This is a genomic window from Shewanella sp. 5_MG-2023, assembly GCF_030547465.1.
GTDB lineage: Bacteria > Pseudomonadota > Gammaproteobacteria > Enterobacterales > Shewanellaceae > Shewanella.
This window is the reverse complement of the sequence record NZ_JAUORC010000009.1, coordinates 97,954-116,027: the sequence shown is the minus strand read 5'-3', so window position 1 is coordinate 116,027 and position 18,074 is coordinate 97,954. Positions and strand designations below refer to the sequence as shown.

Here is an 18,074-nt window from a genome sequence, read left to right as displayed (position 1 = left end):
AACTGTATTACGCGATCCATCTATTAAATTGATGTAATCGCTTAAAATCGAACTCTAAGAGAAATAGTAAACTTCTTTCTCTGTAACGAGACTGAATTAAGTTTTCGATAGGGATTATACTACCCTACACCTAGAATAAGCTAAATCAGTCTTGAAGACACAGCTATTATCGTTGCGACATCGATTGTAAAAGTGTTCCAATCGATGTTGCAACCTTTACGGTAGTGTCGAATAATCTGCACGTGGTGTAGGCAGCCTCCTAGTCTTATGGACACATATCATCTAAGCTTTTTGATTAAGGATATGTTCATTAGTTGACCACGATATTCATTGCCCTCGGACTTAATTCCGTTATTAAAATAAAATCAGGCACCGCCCCTTGCTGCCGTGATGAGTCCAGCTTGCTAACAGCCTCAAATCTAGTCCTATCCATTAAGTGGGCGTAACGCTTTGTGGTCTCTATATGTTTGTGATTTCATTCCCTTAGTAACTAGAGCGCTTGCAGATGGAAAATTCTTAATTGGGTTTGGCGAGAGGAAGGCACCAAGTGCATTTGTAAACAGCTGTTCCCGCTTCCTATATCTAGACGAATACGAACAATGTGTTGAAGGGCTACCTAAGTTTGATAAAAGCCTGAACAAGGATAATAAGCTTATTAGCCTTTTAAGGCAGGCCATCGAGGCTGTTGAAGAAGATGATGGTTGGGCTATGCTCGGCCCAATTGGTTCGCATATTTCTAATCAAGCATCTTTTGATCAGCGAAACTATGGATTTAAAAAATTAAGTGATCTCTTTGGCGCTATTGATTTGTTTGAGACAAAAGTCACGAACAAAACTGTAATTTGGGTTCGTGACATTAAGAGAGCTAAGCAGCAAACAAAGAAGCTGCCATCATGAGACTTCATGATAATCATTATGCTCATACTTGAACGCAATATAGTGGCATTAGCCTAAGCTCACTTGGTTCACCCGGTTGAGCCAGTTTTGCGCCTGTCGTGAAGTGGCTGTAGCTTACGGTTATCGTGAGGTTTAGCCAGTTTTAGTAGTGAAATATATTGGTTTTCCAATGGTTTGCCAACTTAATGATAATAATCATTATCATTAAGTTGCCTTGGTATAAGCATGAGACTGTAATGTTGACCACACTGTTACGCTTAGCTTCTTGAAATTCTGGGGGTATTCAATATTTTAATCCGCTTAACTATTTTCTCATCATTATCCCCATCATATGAATTAGAAAAATAATGGTGTTTGAAGAGTATTTTTTTTGCTTCCTTGCTTTCATTATTTCTTTCTCATCAGAATGCCTTAGCTCCAACCATACAGCACCTTTTCCCTGACGCCCTTTATGGGATGATAGCTTACTCGTTTGAGTTTGAATGCCGCGATAAGCACTTTCCCATAGTTGTCGCATAGGGCTTTGATTTATTGAAAGAGTTTGTATTCGCCACTTACTTTTAGGTATGGCAAAAGAGAATGCTTCAATAAAATTTTCTAACTCTTTAGGCGTTGAAAAGTAGATACCAGATTTACTGCTATTTTTATTATTTAAAGCGTAATCTAGTGCCCATTTTATGTTGTGCTTATCGTTTGGAAATTGCTGTCTCACTTTGGTGATGATTGATGAAAGCCACTTTAATTCAGACGTTGATTTAGGCATAGAAGGGATTAATGTATGAGCGGTACTTTTAGTTTGCAATCTTGGGTTGTCATAGTTGGTCATTATTGCCATTAATTCAGTAGCATTTTTGTGCCACCTCTTAATATCGCTTGATTCAATATGATACTTAAAAGCTAACTCGATAGGATCTAAACCTTGCTCAATTTGTTTTAAAATATGGTAGCAAGTATCAATATTAACAATGGGTTTACGGTTAGGTTCTGGCTGAATAGTGGTTAATTGCTTTGGCTTTCTAGCCTTAATAGGGGCAATATTTAATTTTTTCATGGTGTAATCAAGAAAATTTGAAACAGTCCAATGATCATCCTTGCCTCTTAATTTGGCCTGATGACTCAAGTTCCTACGTGAACCAAGGTTTAAGTTAAGTAACTGTTTTTTAGTGGTCTTTAGCTCCATTGAAAGCAAGTTAGAGTAAAGTGCTAAATCACAAAAATGGAAGTAATGATTAAAACAGGTTTCAGGAGATGAATGTCCATCAAAAGCAGCAATCGCATAGTATTTATTGCGTTGAGTTTTACCCGCTAAGATATCAATTATCTTCAGGATTTGTTTGGCTGAATAAGGGACTACTTCTGGATGTTTAGCACTGCTTTCACCTAATTCAAAAATTAACTGTAATCGAGATAATGCACTATGCCTTAAGTGGTGGAATACCAAGTTATCTATGCCTGAAAGTTGCCTTAGTGCGGTACTGGTGAAGTTGGATAACAGAAATTTATCTATTGGTTTATTTGTATCTTGGCCAATCGTAAAGGCTAAACGAGTATCAGGTGCTGTTGACTGCTCTTGTCTGGCTATTTTTAGTGACTCGTCGATAATCTCTTTTTCATGTTCAAGTAATAAAGCGTTAAGCGGCACTTTTCGAAGGGATGACGCGCTTTTGTTATCAGAAAACTTATTGCTTCTTATTTCGATCCAACCCTCTTGAGAGTTTTCTATGTCTTTAAATCTAAGCTTGATGGCTTCGCTAATCCTCAATCCGCAGCGATACGAAATAATTAATAAACTTTTTAAGGTCGCTTTATTTTTAAAGTCTAAATCATTTATCTCATCAACAGTATCCAGTAATGCCTTAAATAGTGTTTCATCAACAAAACCGGCGTTAGTATGAAGCTTATGTTTTGACCCTTTTTGAATGGGTTCTAGTAGCAGAGGAAATTCAAATTTTTGAACATTAAAGGCATGGAAATCACTCAACCGGCCAGCAAGTTGAGTTTTGGCTGGTAAGCCTTTGGTGAGCCCAATCAGTTCATTGTATAGGTCTTGAAAATCTTGCTCATCCGCGTTTGATAGATCAATTGATTCTGTTTTATAAAGCCACTTTCTTGATAGGGTGGAGTGATAGGTACGTATGGTTGATGGCTTACATGTTTTTAGTTTATGGATATACCATTTTATTAGCACTTCCTGAGAAATTGATAGTTTAAGTGTGCTTTCTAGTGTGTTTAAATTTTGCTTTAACGATTTTGATGTCAGCTTTTTATTACCTGTTTCTTTTAAGGTCTGGGATAGTGTCTGAAAGAATTTTGAATATGGCAAAGCAGGTTTTGTATTACGTAACCCTTGAGGTTCGATGCTCCTAAGTGGACTATAAAAGTTAAGTTTTGGGTGAATTGCAATAGGTGTTGTAACTAACCTCGCTAAATTGTCTTTAGGTAGACTATAAGCTTTGTTTCTTCCCATTGCATATTCAAGCATTGCTTGATTTATTCTGACATTAGGTAAAAATTGTATGACAGATATTGCTGATTTGACTAACCCTTTTAGGTTGGTAGGGAGAAGCTCTTTGTCTTGATACTCATCTATAAGCAAAGCATGAATAGTTTTATTGTCTGTGGGTGCTTGCCAGTGAGTATGTGGGTTATGCTTTTTTAGCTGCAGAAAGTGCCTAATGCAGCTAATTGTGAGTGGAGATAAATACCAGATTAACTCTGTTGTTTTACATTCTTCGGTTGTAACATTTGTATGGTAACCATTCTCATCAATTATTAGGCTGACAAAGGGTAAATTATTGATAGTTGAAATATTGAGCCGGGTGTTTAATTGCGCAGATAAGGCTCTTATTAAATGATGATTAAGGCAACCTGAGTGGCAAATAATTGAAAAGATAATAGACCGATAAGCTTCAGCAATACTATCGGAATAGCCATTTAAAGATAGCTCTGTAAACCAGCGGTTATAGAGGTTTTGAAATACTAGCCCATCTCGTATTAATGCCTGAGAGTGTATCGTTTTTTCAGCTTTTTGCGTTACGATAACAGACGGCATGGCTACGTTGATATTGTCAGACTCTGCTCGTTTAGTTACGACTGAATTACATCGATTAAAACCTGATTTTAGATCTCTTATTGAAGTAAATACTTTTGGTAAATCATCAATTAGTTGATCCCACTTAAGGTTGAAATCCTGAAGGAGGGGAAATGCAGCACCACTTGGAAAGTGTTTTTCAACAAGTTTATCTGCCTTAATCTTTAGATTACGTCGATGGCGCTCTCTGTCTTTATTACGTTTTTCTACACCAATGGATTTAGACAAAGTTGATAGCCCTACAATTTACAGAGGCCAATTTTTTGTTTATATAGTCGCTAATGATACTTAAGTCATTGATGGAGTATGAACAAAACCGTGTAAATGCTGGTTCATTTAACTCAGCGTGTCCCATCCAAGCTGCGATTAATTCTGGGTTTATTTCCTCACGAACAAGTAACGACCTAATATAGTGGCGATGCCAATTCAATGGTAGAGGAAGTACACGATCAAAGTGGTCAGTCATTGTTTTAGGCGTTACCTCTTCTATTTCGTTATCAGTGATAAAGAAAAACAAATGCGCCTCGCCAGTGATTGCATGATCATAGCGTTGTGAAAGTGCTATTTTTCGGTTCATAAACTCAACTTTCCCAGCTTTCAAGTATTGCTTGTAGTGCTCTAAAATACTAACCGCAATCTCAGGGATTTTGATCACTCTACCTGATATGTCCTGATGCATTTCTTTATCAGAGATCCACAAGGTTAGATTTAATAAATTATAATCAGTGATTTTTCCAAGCCAGCCAGTAACAGGGCGGTAGCCAGAAGATATTGCAAGAGTGAATAGCACATAGTAAGTGATGAGGTTATGTCGACTATGAGAGTAAATATCTGAAATGTGCAATATATTTTGTTCTATGGTGTTAAAGAATTTAGCCAGAATTTCATCGTCTATAACAAGCGGGCTCCCAATCGCTTTGTTTTTCTCATGCTCTATTGAATAGTCAAACTTCAGTTTATTTGCTGATTTGCTTGAAAGCTTCTCTAAGAACTTTAAAAAACGCTGGTATGTTTCGTTTACTGTTTGTTCTGCTAAGTGTGTATATGAAAGCGCTGGGGTTACATCAGCTGTTTGACCTTGAATTAATGCGACAATGGTTGGATCTATCGATTCTTGTTTTAGCTTTTGAGCCAAGTAGTTCGAGATCTTTTGCAGGCTTAAACTTGTTCTATGCTGCTTGTTGATGTGCTTTAGTAGAGTGGATATTTTATCTAATGTTGATTGCTCTAAATCATTCAATAAATGAGTTTTGATATCGTTTGGTAATTGAATAACAAGCAGTGTATGAATCGGAGATATTAATTTGATTATGCGTTTACGTTGAGATTGGGTTGGTAGTATATGTTCAAATTCTAGCGTGTTTTTTGAGTGGTTGAAATCCCGCTGGCTAACACATTGCAATGATGTACCTAATGTCAAAGATGCTAAAATAAAGGAACGTGTTTTTTCACAAACTTTACGAGCATCCATACAATATTTTAGTAATGTACTAATTTCAAACTTCGTGGCTTGATATATATCACACGGTAGCCGCATGTTGGTTTTTAGCAATCTATTACTTGTCGCTTTAGCCCTTAACTTTTGTACAGCATACCCATTTTCACTTGGCTTTTTCATTGATATTAGAAGAGCTGTTCTTTTCTGCTCCGATGCAGATTCCTCCATTGCCCAGCCTTCGTCACTAGATTTTACTTGTTTGAATTCGGTAACAGTATCACCGCTATCATCTTCTATTGAAGTGCTAATAAGCCTTGTCGACTGCACTCCAGGCTCTCGAAGCATGGTATTGCGTATAATGCCATTATTATTGGTATGGCTATCATTGTACGGGACATAAATATTAGAAATTTGTCTTCCTACTCTAGAGCTGCTCCATTTTTCAAGTTTTTGCTTTCTTTTAGCGTCTAGAATTTCTAATAACTTGTTCATTTCGAGAGTAATGACATCGGGAAGGTCATTAGATAGCTCATATCTTTTACCTAAGGACCATTGCCTCATTTCATTACAAACTGATTTGATCGCAGATTCATGCCGGCCCATCATGTAGAGCTTTGCACAAACTAACAAAGTTAAGGCCTTATATTGTTTAAATTGTTGGTGCTCTTGAGATGGGGAGTGCATGATGCTCGCAATAAAAGCTGAAAAATAATGCTGTTCGAGCTGTTTATTCCTTTTTAATGACTGATATAGACTTGTGAGCTTTTGATAATGTATTTCTGGCGTGGTTGGTGACGTTGTTGTTTTTAGCTTTGCGATGTCTCTTATTAATGATAGTTCTGGAAACTCTTGCTGATATTGCTCACTTAAGATTCCAATCAGGTTGATGATCTCATCAGCAATACAGCTGTGATAAGCAATTAACTCTTCAGGAAATGCGTTATTTAAGGCATTTTTGATTGTTTCAGCATCGAACCTTGAAGGTTGAGAGTTAATAGTGATTCACCTCTTCAATCACTTGTTCAAAAATAGAGATTGGATTTCCTTGTTGAGGCTGATTGTGACGAGACTTTTGCTTTGCAATGGTGTCTTTCGTTTTTCCAGTCATATCAGCTAATAAAACTTCGCTTAAATGAGACTTAAAATACAATATATTTGATACTGAACTCGGAATTCTTTCGTTAATATTTGTATGAATTAAATCCAAGTATTCGCTTGATACTGAGTTTAACAGACAGTTAGATATTACGGCCTTCCATGCAAATAATTCAATTTCACTTTTAGTGATATCTTTGTGGATAAGGGTGGTAGCAGTTGCAAGGTTTAAGTTATTTAAGTCGAAAATTATTGATTCAAAACCTGAAAAAATATGAAGTTCGGTTTCAATTACGATCCCTCGAAAAATAGCCCCCTCATTCAAAATATCTACATTGAATAAGTCTTTTCTAATGGCATCAGAAAATAGAAACTCCAGTGATTTAACAAACTCAAATGCTGAATTAGCAGCAGGATGAATTTTGATTGATTTTATCTTTCTAGCTTCTTTTGGGGATAATAATGAAACCATATTAAATCAACTTCATTTAAACCATATGATATATATACAAAATAAAGGATGCTGATTTAAAAGTAAATATAGCTAATGTTACACTTTGATACTGGCATCAGAGAATTCTTCTTCGTTGTCAATAAATGACTTTCAAAAGCTGTGTTCATAAACGTCTTAAAATGAGATTTATTATCTTACAATCCTTAATTTTAATACGATTGCATAGTTAATTAGCGTTAAAAATGCTTTTCCTCCTTAGCTTTGCAGTTACACTTCTGGGGTGTTTGTTAGTAAAGTTGTGCGTGTGATGCAAATTGATACACGTAACCCCCGTAATGATCTCGTAAATCTTTAACAAAGAAGTAGAATGGGCTACATTGTGAGGGAATGATATTATGGACTCTTAATAGATGGATTTTACTAACCTTTTAAAGCTGAATGTACGCGCCTCTGCACCAATAATTCAAATTATTAGTAATAAAACACTCAGGCACTAGAAAAAGCGGCGACCTTTGCCAATCGCGCTAGTAATTATATTTATGTGCCTAAAAGAGATGATTAATTTACTGCAGAATTAAAATACTTAACAAACATCATCGGCCACCTGAAAGTTAATAGGAACATTAGTTAATGGATGAACAACCTAAAATAAGTAATGATATTTCATCTGCTTACGAATTACGTACGCCACGGATTAATTTAGAGGAAGATGTAGTACTAGCACCAGAAACTCGTAGAATGTTTGAAGAGGCTATTGGTGCTATGCGTCACCATAAAACAATCTATACAGATTGGGGATTTGAAGCTGTGGATCCTATGGGCCGTAATATGATACTCAATTTGTACGGCCCACCAGGAACGGGGAAAACGTTGGCGGCCGAAGCCCTTGCTGGAACTTTAGAACGTAAGTATTTTCACATCGGTATATCCGAAGTTGAAAGTAAATATGTAGGAGAAACGGCCAAAAATATATCGGCAGCATTCAAAACTGCAGCGTTGGAAGGGGCGGTAATTTTTTTCGATGAAGCTGATACTTTACTTGGGGCTCGATTATCTTCGGTTACTCAAGGTATCGATAATGAAATTAATGCTATGCGGTCAACATTATTAATGGAATTAGAGCGCTTTGACGGTATCGTGATTTTCGCTACTAATTTTGCTAAAAATTATGATAGTGCTTTCGTCAGCAGAATTCGCTATCACATTGAATTCAAAATTCCAGATACCGAAGGTCGTAAACTACTGTGGCAGCGGATGTTGGTTCCTGGTATCCCGTTAGATGAAGAGCGCGATGAGATAATTGAACGTTGTTCAATTGCATCTGATGGTTTATCTGGCCGTGAAATAAGAACTGTTTTACGTACTGCTTTTCCTCGTGCATTAGTCGAATCTGATATCGAACCAAAGGTTAAGTGGAAGCACTTTGAGACAGCGATAGAAGATGTTTTTGCTGCAAATAGGAATGTGGGTAAAAGCAGAAAGGATGCAGTAAAAAAATCGAATAATAATGTAACTGGTATCGAAGTTAGTCAGCGACTACTCGGACTTACAGAATAAAAATAATCTTAAATGGAGAGAAGAAATGGGTTGGTTCACTGATGCATGTAGTTCAGTAGGAAGTTTTGTTAGCTCGGCTGTTAGTACAGTAAAGGATGTTGCTATTTCGGCATATGAAACAGTTAAAAGTGTTGCTGGTAAGGCTATTGGTTGGATGGCAGATAAAGCCGAGGTTTTTGTAGGTAGCGTAAAAAAAGCATGGAAAGCTGTTAAACCTTTTGTAAACAAAATACGTGGCGTATTGTTAGCAGCGGCTAAAGTTGCACCATATCCCTGGTTAAAAACTGCATTGATTTTATTAGAAAAAGGCTTAGGTGCATTAACTGCATTTGAAAAATCACCAATTGCAAAGAAAATAGATGCAGCAATAAAATGGTCTATTAAACTAGCTCAACGGTGGCACAAGGCTGAAACAGTTGACAAGAAAAAACATGCGCATAAAGAAACGAGTAAACAACAAAATGATGTGCTCAATGATGAAGAGCTGAAAGAAGCTAAAGAGCATCAGCAAGAGTTCCGTTTTGCTGAGGATGAAGTTATACCTGAGGAGCAAAGACACAACCTTGAATTAGCTGCAGCAATCAATGACTTTGAAATCGCAAAAGCGGAGTTAGCACAGGCAATAGATGCTGAGCCAACAGATTTCGAACATTATTTACGTCTGAGAGCCACACAAAAACTGATGTCTATTGCTAATGACAAGCTTCATTCTGCAAAAAGTGTTGATGATTTGAGTTCTGATGATTTGTTCTTGATTAGAATCGCTTCAGATTTAATAAAGGCTAATCCAGAATTAAATAAAAATGCAGCAGGGCGCTTAGACCGTGTCTTGACAAGACTTCATGGGAAAAAACTGGCTCCTTTTGTTTTTGAAGAGCTCATCGTGTCTTGGGCAAAAAATGCAGAGGTTCTTGATAAAGAATGGAATATCGCGAACAGAGCTTATGCGAAAGACAAAATGCTATTTCAGCGTTTGACTCTGGCATGTAAAATTCAAGATGAACTTTCTATAGAGGAAACAAATGAGTTAGCACTGCTAAAGATAAGTGTGCCTAATAATAAGTTATCTCTCGATAAACTAGCAGAAGAACAACTTGATATTGAACGTTATGTTGGTGCAGCAGAAGGTTTCCTTCAATTACTCGAGAAAACGGAAGAGCAGATAGAACAAGAAGATCGTAGCTACTTACTTGAGGATGGCCAAAAAATTGGTAAATTGCTGATTGATTGTGCTGAGCATAGTAAGTCATTTAACGAGTTAACTTCAGATGATCAATCCCTTTTAAACGACTATGCCAATATATTCAAGCAAGAATCCAAAATGCGCATGGATACTATTCTTGAGGTTGCAGTATGAATTTAGATGCAGTTTTAGACTTTTTAATACCGGACTTAAGCGACCCACTGCAAGCGGTTTTTTTGTCCATCATTCTCTTTATGATGTTTTGTACCATTGTTAGTGCCCACCTTATCGCAAAACCAAAATCTTGGGAGAAGAAGTGGCATAGAGGTACACCAGATGATACGTCTGATGATTTAGATATTGAACATGGTAGCGTGACGGATCTGTGGCATGCCGTTGCTACAGCGCCTGAAAAAATGGTCGAACTCATGCCTGGCTTACTATTAATCATTGGTTTACTTGGCACGTTTCTAGGACTTGGGATTGCACTAAATCATGCTTCTAATATTCTGAGTCAACCCAATGCGTTAGATGCAAGTAGTGCGACAGATAGTATGCAGCATCTGTTGGGACTTCTTAATGGTCTCGGCACTAAATTTAAAACATCTACATGGGGAATAAGTGGTTTTATTCTGCTTAAAGTTTGGAGTGAATTTTCTCGTTTTGATGAGAAACGTCTTACTTGGGTCATTGATAAAGTTAAAACTGAGATAGAACATCGAAAGAGTGTTGAACTTACTCAGGCAGCAGAAAAACAAGGGGCTTTATTTTCTGAAATAAGTAATGTGTCTGGAAGTGTGGCTAACGCTTTTTCCGTTAAGTTAGATCAATTACTTGAGCAAAATGAAAAAATTAACCACCAAAATAGACAACTCTTGAGTGATAATTTTGATTCATTAAAGCAATGCATTACCCATGCTCATTTATCAACTCAAACCAAAATAGAGCAGGATAGTTTACAGTTGCAAAAGGTATTCATAAATACAAATAAGCAGACTCAAACATGCATAGAAACTGGCATTTTAACTTTAGTGGACAAATCGACTGAAGTTCAACAGCATACAAGCGAAACAATTAAAGCTGGCGTTAACGATATACAAAATAGAATGACTCAGGTTCATCAACAGACTCAAACATCTATAAATAGTAGTATCAATGGGCTACAAGAAAAAATTAACTCTGTACGTCTTGAAACTAAAGCAACCAAAGAAGCAATGCAGTCTTTTACAGTGAATAGCCAATCAGTGATTGAAAACATGGCTGGCGCAGCTCAAAGGATGGCTCAAGGTGCAGATAAAGTAGGGCATGCAGCAAGTGATTTAGTCAATGCGGTTGATTCATTCAACAGTCAATTTACTGAAGTGCTCGATAATGTCCGTGGTGATCTGTCTTCTGCTATTAAGGATATGAGCAGTGAAGCGTCGCTAACTCTTGAACGCGGTAGCACGCAATTGGGCGAGGCTACCCTCGAAATATCCACCGCTCTTGGTGTGTTATCAACAGATGTAAAAGAAACAATGGGAGATGTGAAAACATCAATTGATGAAGCGCTCCATATCCAGAAAAAGGCCGCAGTTGAATTTACGTTATCAAGTAGTACGCTTAATGAAAGTATTACAACCTCGACAGAGATTGTAAGTAAACTTGGTAAGCCTATTGAGGCGGGACTAAGTGCTATTTCAACCTCGGGTCAACAAATGCGGAGCATAGGTGAGTCACTTAAAAGAAATGAAACTTCTTTGGAGCAAGTCATCGGCAATTTAGCTACTTTACCGGCAGCATTAGAGCCATTACAGTTAATGAGTCGTCATCAAAATCATTTACTAGCTAGTCTGGAACCTTTAGATAAATTACAGTTGCAACAACAAGAGTTTATTAGTGAGGTTAAGTTATTAAGACAAGATGCAGCTGAGCATAATGCAAGTATAAAAAACAACCACTCAATGTTAGGCAATGCGCTTGATATGTCTATTCAAAAGGCTGAACAGATCATCAATTCTGTTACTGAGTTATCGTCTCTGTTAGAACATTTGGAAGAATATCCAAATTCACAGCAACAGCTAATGTCCATATTGAGCCCAATTTCAGAAATACCGCTAAATCAACAGTTATTACTGACAGCGGTGGGAGACCTAAGAGTTGCACTCTCTACGAATAACCCTGAAATTAATTCAGAAGTTGCATGATTAACTTAACATGATGAGTAGACATGAAAGAAAAACCAAGTGAATGGGTTGCCATTTCAGATCTCATGGCAGGAGTAATGGCAGTAGTCATGTTGCTGTTAGTGGTGGCAGTATTACAAAAAAGTGTCAGTGATCTTCGTTATCAAGAAGAATTAGCTAAGGCGCTAGAAAAAAAAGACGATCCAGTGCTTAAGGTAACGAAGCTATTAGGTGAAATGTTGAAAAATTCAGATACTTCTAATTTAATTGCTTTGGACAAATATACCAACAGACTGACACTACGAGATGGTGTGTTTGAAAGGGGAAGTGCATGTTTAAACCCAGAAGCAACAGCGGCAGTAAATGCCATTCAAAGCGAATTAGTGAGATTCTTAATTGATAATCCTAAAGCTATGATTTTAGTTGAAGGTTATACGGATAATATTCCTGTAAGTCGGCCTGTGACGGATTATAAACGGTTCTGCACAGTGTATGATGATAATTTTACCCTATCAGCCGCTAGAGCAAGAGAGGCTCGACGTGAACTTATTGGAACGCTTGATGCTGATACCTCTAAACGAATTGTCGTTGCTGGATACGGTGAGTCAAAACCGCTTTCTGGTATGGAACCTTCAGACCCAAGAAATCGTCGAGTAGAAGTTCAACTATTAATTCAATAAGTATAAATACTTAATCAATTAGGAACGGAAACTTTTAATAAAAGTACTGATTTTTTATCAGTACTTTTTTTATAAACAGGAATGCACTAACTGTTTGCAAGCAATGAATTGTATGACTAAAGTTCACAGGCATTGATGAACGAATAACAAACCTTCAGACAACGCCTAGGTGTTCAACATCGTTCTCTATTTGGTTGGGCCCTTTGATTATAAGAAAATAATGATCCAGTGAGTAAGGGCAATTCAGTTAGGCCTCCACCAGAGCCGCTAAGCCATTAATCGATTTGCGAAATTCACCCAGCTCCGCACATAAATAGACGGTGAGTCCGTCGACAAATATCTTCACCACGTTAACCCTTTAATAATGGCTACAATGTCACAGGTCGTTAAATACTCTGGTAGCCTGGCCTTTACTAGTATCGAACCTCAAGGCGTTTTGATGAATTTAAGCACAAACTTCTGTCGTTTGTTAACTCTGGGCGAAGCGTGACTCTGATGTGGTAACAGCGTTTACTTTGGCAAGCTTGCTTCAATCTGCTGCACTGGAAATAGTACGCGCTGTTTATAAAAGGTTGCAATAGAGACATTATGCAGTTGACTGAATTCAATATTGGTAACGTTACATGCGCTACATTTTTGTAATAGCTGCTGTCACTGTTTAATTGTTCTATACGTTTTCATCACCTGCTCATAATTTATCTTTGAACAGGTATTTTAAAATTGTCAGATTAATGATTGATGCTAAGTGTGGTTCGCTTAACGGTTACAATGATATTAGTAAATACGATAATTGAATTTTATTTGGTTGTGAAGATGGATATTTTTATATTATTTAAATTAGGTGGCCGTTTGCTGGATGTTTTTATATTATTTAAATTAGGTGGCCGTTTACTGGATGTTTTTATCTGTAGTATTAGTTTTGATATGGGGTTTTATAATTTAATGTACAGGTTAGATGTAAATTAAATATAAATGTATGGCCTGTTCCTTATAAAATTAAATTAAAAGTCGTGGCTAAAATCGTGCAGCTCGCTACCTTATTTGTCTTCGTTTTTTGAGTAACTATTTTCCTATTATGAGTAAAAGTTAGTATAAATATTATACTGACAGTGGTGACCAAAACGTGACATAAAGCCTCGTAAATAGCCTTAAATGGGGTTAAGTTGGTTTTGAACGCTTACTCATTTTGATTGATGTAACTTATTGTTTATTCAGCTTATTTTGTTTGATATCGAAGTTTGCTATTTAGTGTCGATTAACAACATTTGGTCTTTAAGCGGTCTCCAAAACCGATGGTTGCGAGTTCGAGTCTTGCTACCCCTGCCAAATTTAGAAGGCCTAGCAGAAATGCTAGGCCTTTGTCTTTTCTGGCTTTTAATCAATTTAATTATTTTTGAATATTAACAAAAGTGATATGTTGATTGCTATTTAACGTTCAAAGTCCAACATCAATAAGTTAGTTTAAACATTTATTCGATTAACGTGTCAGCCTTCAATTTCAATTACCTTTCTTAATTAATATTTGCTATGAGTTAAGTTGCTTGATGCAGAAATACAATATATCTTGCTGCTTATGGTAGTCTGTTGAAAATTGCTTATACAATCCAAGCCTATGATAAATAACTTTTATAACATTAATGCTGAATCATTTTATAATGATACCGTCAATGTAGATTTATCCCTTTTGTACGAAATCTTCATTCCTCTATTAAAGCCGAATGGGCATATTATTGATGCTGGCTGCGGAAGCGGACGAGATAGCTTGTATTTTTTAAAGCAAGGCTTCGAAGTGAGTGCATTTGATGCAAGTGAGAGTTTAGTGCAAAAAGCATCTGAACTAACGGGGATTGATGTTGAACTAAACACTTTTGATTGTTTTAAAGCTTCATCATTGGCTGATGGTATTTGGGCTTGCGCCTCTTTATTACATGTAGCTAGTAATTTACTGCCAGCTTCATTCGCTAATTTATCTAGAAGTTTAAGGGATGGTGGTTATCTTTATTGTTCTTTTAAGTATGGTGTTAGTGATGTAGAGAGAGGCGGGCGTTATTTCACGAATGCAGATGAAAAAAGGCTTAACGATTTCATAGATGGAAGTGATTTTAATGTTGTAAAAAGTTGGATCACTGATGATGCTCGGCCTGACCGACAGGATGAAAAGTGGCTTAATGCAATTCTTATTAAAGGCGATCGCAATGGGGCTTGATGGGATTGCAGTTGATCAGGTTTTAGCTAGTTTTGGGTATAAGTTAGAAAATGTGGTTGATGTTGGCCGCTTATATACTTTTATCGGCAATAATGATTCTAATTTGCGGAATCAGCCTTCAGCAATTTTGGTCGATAATTCATTATATTCCCTTCAACCTTCTGATTTTCATTATGTTGATTACACTAGCTATCAGAATCAGCTGATGCACCATTATCAAGGGTTACTCCGTTTTTGTGCACTTGAAATACAGCAGTTAATTGATGATATAAGCCACTTTTTATCCTCCGAAATTGAGAGCATAGAACTAAAAAAGTTTGGCTCGAATCGTGAGGAACAACATATCGATCCTACTCCCCCCGAATTTAAGTTTGCAGAAATATTTGAGAGTGTGTTTGGGCCAGCATCTATACATGCTTTGCAAGCGGAAGCTCCTTATATTGATAGGCAAGGACATAAGCGATTTATTGATTACATTTTGCATCGTAAAACATCACCTATAGCGATAGAGCTAAATGGTGAAACCTATCATCATCCCTTATCTCGGATAGTCTCTCAGAAGCAATATCGATCGCAACTATTTAAACAAAACTCATTAGTAAATGATGGTTACCTTGTATATCGCTGGTCAGATAGGGGCATGAGTGATTCTTTTAAATTTGAAGACCAAATGAAAGATTATTTTGGCCAATCTGAACATTTCTTAAAATCTCCATTATATAGAGCTGAACGTTCCGTTGATTTTAGTTTATATGCCCATCAACAGGATGCTGTAAACACCCTAATTGAAAAAAGAAAAGCAGGCCAGAATAGATTTTTAGTAGTACTGCCTACTGGTTCGGGTAAAACAGAAGTGTTTATTGAAGATGTTAGGCAGCAATTACAGCAATCCAATGCCAAACAAGTGTTAGCTGTTGTGCCGACAGTTGCGCTAAAAATGCAGCTAATTAAAAGGTTAGAGGCACAAATTCCAGAGATAAGGGTTGGTGAGTTACTTAACAATTCACAACTCGATATTACAGTGCAAACTAGTGCCTATGTATTACGGCATTATCGTAAACTCGCTAGAAACCATTTCGATTATATTCTTATTGATGAAGCGCACAGAGCTGCTGCAGATGGTTTACGCCAAGTTTTAAATTACTTTTCTCCTAAGAGTCTTTTGGGCTTAACTGCTACGGATGAGCGTCTTGATAAGCGCTCTCTGAGCGATATTTTTGGTCATTACGAAGTTGAGATGACCTTAGAACAAGCTATTTTGAAAAAGTTAGTGCCGCAAATTCGAGCTTTCAGATTAGAATCAAATATTGATTTTTCGAAGGTAAGATTTAACGGCAAAGAATTCGTTAAAACCGATTTACAGAAAACTGTGATCATCCCTTCGCGTGACCAACTGATTGCAGATGTTTTACTTAAATACTTTTTTAATCAACAAGCACAATCTATCAGCACACAGCAGGGCATAGTGTTTTGTGTCGATATTAAACACACCCAAAGAATGGCCAAGCTATTAAATCAATCAGGTATAAAAGCGGCTTCGGTAAGTGGTAAGGAACGTACTGGCCTAGATTTATATCATAGGGGTGAGGTTCAAATGCTATGTGCTTGCGATTTAATAAACGAAGGCTGGGATTCGCCTCAAACCAGTATTCTTGTTATGGCTAGGCCAACAATGTCGAAAGTACTTTATACCCAGCAATTAGGACGAGGAACACGAAATTATCCAGGCAAAGAAGCGCTATATGTAATTGATGTGGTTGATAGTTATGGAGCAGCTATTACACCTTGGTCATTACATGGCTTATTTAATTTGAGTCACTATCAACCTTTTGGTGATCTGGTAAAAGATGTTCAAGGGACATCTCAGAATGAATTAATTATTTTAGATGGATTATGGGAGTCGGAGCGAAGAATCGAACCGATTAATATCTTTAATTTTGAAAAAGAGTTTAGAGACCTACTAAATGAAGAGCAGCTAGCTAGAGAGCTATTTATTTCAACAGGTACAGTAAAAGCTTGGATGAAAAAAGGTGATTTGGTTGCCGATAAAACGATTCCATTTGGTAGTAAAAATCTTAATTACTTTAGCTTCGAACAGCTTGAAAAAATAAGAATCACCAAAAATATTCCACTTAGAACACAGGATACTCGAAAGGCTGACTTTATCGAGTTTATTGAAAAACGTGATTATACTTTCTCATACAAAATTATTTTGCTTATTGTCATGGCGAACCACTGTAATAAACAAGGCGAATTGGATTTAGATGTAGTTGCTGGTTTATATGCAGGTTTCTATGAATCTTTATTGAGTAAATATGGTAAAGCAGAGAAAGGCGGTAACCCACTTAATATCAGTGAAAATTTATTGGATTCGGCGTATATCAAGCGTAATATTCTTATCAATCCATTTGAAAAATTCGAACGTAAGCGTTTCTTTTATCAGTGCCAAGAGTTGAATTTGATCGCATTTGATACCGTGTTATGGGACAAACTCAAACAATCAGATTTGAGCGCGATTACCACTCAAATGCGGGAGGATCTTAGCCATTATTACAATAAGCTTGATATGACAATCACCAAAGAAGATATCGCTACTTTAAACCTGCCAAATCTTGAGGCAGAACTCGACAATCAAAACCTAGTTTCATTACCGTTTTTTGAAGATCTTAAAATTGCTTGCGGTCACTTTAAAACCAGTACGGCTGATAAGGTAAGTTTTATACAAATCCCCACAGAATACGGAACAAATAACCCAGATAAACACTTCATTGCAAAAGCATCAGGTAACTCAATGAATGGTGGGAAATCCCCCATACTTGATGGTGACCTATTGCTATTTGAATGGATCACGCCAGTTAGTGCTGGCTCAATCTCAAATCAAATCCTAGCAATTGAGTTACTAGATGATATAGGGGAACCGCAGTATTTACTTAGAAAAGTAATTAAGCAATCACAAGGTAAATACACATTGATCGCAAATAATAAAGACTATCATCCCCTTAATGCGTCCGAACAAATGAATACTTTCGCGCGTTTTAAAGGAGTTATTAAGAATTAAACTTGCCTGTTTTGTTATATTTAACAAGATAAAAGCAGAGTGGTTTTATATCTATGAGGCTTTAATTTGAGGGCATTTTAAGGCTACAATTTTCTTTATTTCTCCTCCTCCCTCACTAACGCTGAATTGCACCTATACTCATTTGATGGTTTATTTTGCTCGCAAATGATATGTGATCAGCTAACAGCTAACAGCTAACAGCTATCAGCAAACATGCCCATCTCAACACCGGCCTTTGTGTATGACTCCT

General features: G+C 36.9%; 10 protein-coding genes and 1 pseudogene. 8 read left to right on the top strand and 3 right to left on the bottom strand.

What is annotated here, in order from left to right; genetic code table 11:
• Positions 1–468 precede the first annotated feature (468 nt).
• Positions 469–897, top strand: a pseudogene (locus Q4557_RS07130) (OST-HTH/LOTUS domain-containing protein); the annotation flags it as partial.
• Positions 898–1,201: 304 nt separating this feature from the next.
• On the opposite strand, the gene Q4557_RS07125 reads toward Q4557_RS07130, so the two are convergent.
• The 3 genes from Q4557_RS07125 to Q4557_RS07115 form a co-directional block, all read right to left on the bottom strand.
• Positions 1,202–4,216 carry a site-specific integrase gene (locus tag Q4557_RS07125; protein ID WP_303411704.1) on the bottom strand — a complete coding sequence of 1,005 codons (3,015 nt, stop codon included), beginning with the start codon at positions 4,214–4,216 and terminating at the stop codon, positions 1,202–1,204.
• A complete protein-coding gene (locus Q4557_RS07120) occupies positions 4,209–6,110 on the bottom strand; it encodes a hypothetical protein (protein ID WP_303411703.1) in 1,902 nt (633 codons plus the stop codon). Before Q4557_RS07120 ends, Q4557_RS07125 begins: the two co-directional genes overlap by 8 nt.
• Before the next feature lie 307 nt (positions 6,111–6,417).
• Positions 6,418–6,993 (bottom strand): hypothetical protein, encoded by a 576-nt coding sequence (locus Q4557_RS07115; protein WP_303411701.1) that lies wholly within the window; start codon positions 6,991–6,993, stop codon positions 6,418–6,420.
• Positions 6,994–7,605: 612 nt separating this feature from the next.
• Here Q4557_RS07115 and Q4557_RS07110 point away from each other — a divergent pair.
• From Q4557_RS07110 to Q4557_RS07080, 7 genes are all read left to right on the top strand, one after another.
• A complete protein-coding gene (locus Q4557_RS07110; RefSeq protein ID WP_303411699.1) occupies positions 7,606–8,532 on the top strand; it encodes an ATP-binding protein in 927 nt (308 codons plus the stop codon).
• 25 nt (positions 8,533–8,557) lie between these two features.
• Positions 8,558–9,889, top strand: a complete 1,332-nt coding sequence (locus Q4557_RS07105; protein WP_303411697.1) for a hypothetical protein — start codon at positions 8,558–8,560, stop codon at positions 9,887–9,889.
• Positions 9,886–11,901 (top strand): hypothetical protein, encoded by a 2,016-nt coding sequence (locus tag Q4557_RS07100; protein WP_303411695.1) that lies wholly within the window; start codon positions 9,886–9,888, stop codon positions 11,899–11,901. The genes Q4557_RS07105 and Q4557_RS07100 overlap by 4 nt, the downstream gene beginning before the upstream one ends.
• A 23-nt stretch (positions 11,902–11,924) precedes the next feature.
• Entirely contained in the window at positions 11,925–12,560 is a 636-nt protein-coding gene (locus tag Q4557_RS07095) for an OmpA family protein (protein WP_303411693.1), read from the top strand.
• An 813-nt stretch (positions 12,561–13,373) separates the two neighbouring features.
• Entirely contained in the window at positions 13,374–13,526 is a 153-nt protein-coding gene (locus Q4557_RS07090; RefSeq protein WP_303411691.1) for a hypothetical protein, read from the top strand.
• 646 nt (positions 13,527–14,172) lie between these two features.
• A complete protein-coding gene (locus Q4557_RS07085; RefSeq protein WP_303411689.1) occupies positions 14,173–14,766 on the top strand; it encodes a bifunctional 2-polyprenyl-6-hydroxyphenol methylase/3-demethylubiquinol 3-O-methyltransferase UbiG in 594 nt (197 codons plus the stop codon).
• Positions 14,729–17,824: a DEAD/DEAH box helicase family protein gene (locus Q4557_RS07080; protein WP_303411687.1), complete on the top strand. Its 3,096-nt coding sequence runs from the start codon at positions 14,729–14,731 to the stop codon at positions 17,822–17,824. Before Q4557_RS07085 ends, Q4557_RS07080 begins: the two co-directional genes overlap by 38 nt.
• The last annotated feature ends 250 nt before the right edge of the window (positions 17,825–18,074 follow it).